This is a genomic window from Paraburkholderia kururiensis JCM 10599 = LMG 19447 (genome assembly GCF_003986935.1).
In the GTDB taxonomy this organism is placed as follows: Bacteria; Pseudomonadota; Gammaproteobacteria; order Burkholderiales; family Burkholderiaceae; genus Paraburkholderia; species Paraburkholderia kururiensis.
This window is the reverse complement of the sequence record NZ_RJZE01000084.1, coordinates 1-1,845: the sequence shown is the minus strand read 5'-3', so window position 1 is coordinate 1,845 and position 1,845 is coordinate 1. Positions and strand designations below refer to the sequence as shown.

Here is a 1,845-nt window from a genome sequence, read left to right as displayed (position 1 = left end):
ATTCCGCTGGTTTTCATGTTGCTCAGTGTGTACACGGGCTTCGCCTTTCGCCTCGTGGCCTTCGTTTTTCTGGTTGCCTGTGCGAAGACCCTGATCGTGGGCGAAGACCTGACGGGCAAACAGGTCTCCAGTGCATTGGGGAGTGCGGCGAGCGAAGTGCACGAAACGCTGCGGGCTGTAAAGCCCTGAGAAAACGCGTCGGCAGACGCGGTGCGAGTGTGGCGATTCCTTCGTTGGGGACGAGTGAAATGATTCCGGGCGGTTGGCGGTATTTCAAAGACATGAACGTTCTACTGCTACAGGGACCGGTGGGTCCGTTCTTCTGGCGTCTGTCGAAACAATTGAAGGCCGCCGGTGCACACGCGGTTGACAAGGTCAATTTCAACGCGGGCGACTGGCTGTTCTTTCCGAAGCGATCAATCAGCTACACCGGATCGCGAGCCGACTGGCCCGCCTTCTTCGAAACACTCCTCGAGCAGAAGAAAATCGACGCGGTGCTCCTGTTCGGCGATTGCCGCGCCTATCACGCTGCGGCAGCGCGGCTCGCGCGAAAGCGTTCGATCGAAGTGTGGGTCTTCGAAGAGGGCTATGTGCGGCCCGACTTCGTCACCATGGAGCGGGACGGCACCAACGGCCATTCGAAGGTGCCGCGCGATGCCGGCTTCTACGAGTCACTGCCCGATCAGTCGGACGTGCCGGAGCAGCAGGTGGGCAACGTGTTCGTGTGGCTTGCATTGTGGGGCGCACTGTATTTTCTGGCCGGATCGCTCGGTGTCGCTCTCTTTCCGCATTACCGCCATCACCGGCGGCTCTCGCTTCTCGAAGCATGGGTCTGGGTTCGCGCCGGCTGGCGCAAGCTCGTCTACGCAGTACTCGAACGAAGCACGACACGACGGCTCGCCGGTGTATTGAGCAAGCAATTTTTCCTCGTATCGCTTCAGACTGCGACCGACTCGCAGATTCGCGTTCATTCCCGTTTCGAGTCGATGGAGCCGTTCATCCGCGAGGTTATCGCCTCCTTCTCGCGGCATGGACCAGGCTCATGCGCGCTCGTGTTCAAACATCATCCGCTGGACCGAGGGCACGTCGACTATCGCCGTTTCATCCGGCGTGTATGTGCCGAACATGGGGCCACGGGCCGCGTGTTCTACATCCACGACCAGCATCTGCCAACGCTGCTCGCGCACGCGGCAGGGCTCGTCGTCGTGAACAGCACGGTCGGGCTGTCGGGTATCCATCACGGGCTGAGCGTGAAAGCGCTGGGTGACCCCGTGTACGACATCGAGGGACTCGTTTTCAAGGGCGAGCTGGATGCGTTCTGGCAAGCGGCCGGCTCCTTTGTTCCTGACATGGCGCTGTACAGGCGCTTTCGCCGCTGGCTGATCGATCACACGCAGCTGAACGGCAGCTTTTATGTGGGCGATGTCGAGTGCGACATGTCCCGTTCGTCGTCGCGGTCCGATGAACCCGCAGTTGAAGCGGCGCGGCTCCTCGCGGCGCACAGACACACGGCCGCGCTGCCGGACAGCGACGGGTCGTCCGTGGGCCTTTCGCCAGAAGAGGAGGCCGCGTGATGAGGAACGTGACGGAAGGGGCCAGCGCTGCGCCGTGTCCTTTGCGCCTCGATGTGACGCGCCTCGTTCATCGTTGGGTTCGCGGTATTCGCCCCACAGGCGTCGACCGGGTCGGGCTTGCCTATGTGCGCCGCTATGCCGGGCAGGCGCGGGCCATCGTGGCCATTCGTGGCGTTCCCGTGGCACTGACACACGGCGCATCGAATCGCTTGTTCCGGCTGCTGCTGGGAGCGAGCGAGGGCGGTGGTCCAACGGCGCCGTCGTTGAGCGC

Annotated in this window: 2 protein-coding genes and 1 pseudogene; all 3 read left to right on the top strand. The window is 62.4% G+C overall.

What is annotated here, in order from left to right; all coding sequences use genetic code 11:
• Positions 1 to 189, top strand: a 189-nt coding sequence (locus PKKP23_RS33935) for a hypothetical protein (RefSeq protein WP_205703039.1), incomplete at its 5' end; no start/stop codon positions are given.
• 92 nt (positions 190 to 281) lie between these two features.
• Positions 282 to 1,574, top strand: coding sequence for a capsule biosynthesis protein (locus tag PKKP23_RS33325; protein ID WP_240659284.1), 1,293 nt, complete (start codon positions 282 to 284; stop codon positions 1,572 to 1,574).
• Positions 1,574 to 1,845, top strand: a pseudogene (locus tag PKKP23_RS34375) (glycosyltransferase family 4 protein); the annotation flags it as partial. The gene PKKP23_RS33325 and the pseudogene PKKP23_RS34375, both read left to right, overlap by 1 nt.

What these genes read in the sequence shown, in the direction of transcription:
- PKKP23_RS33325 (WP_240659284.1), top strand. Translation starts at nt 282, where the DNA reads ATGAACGTTCTACTGCTACAGGGACCGGTGGGTCCGTTCTTCTGGCGT.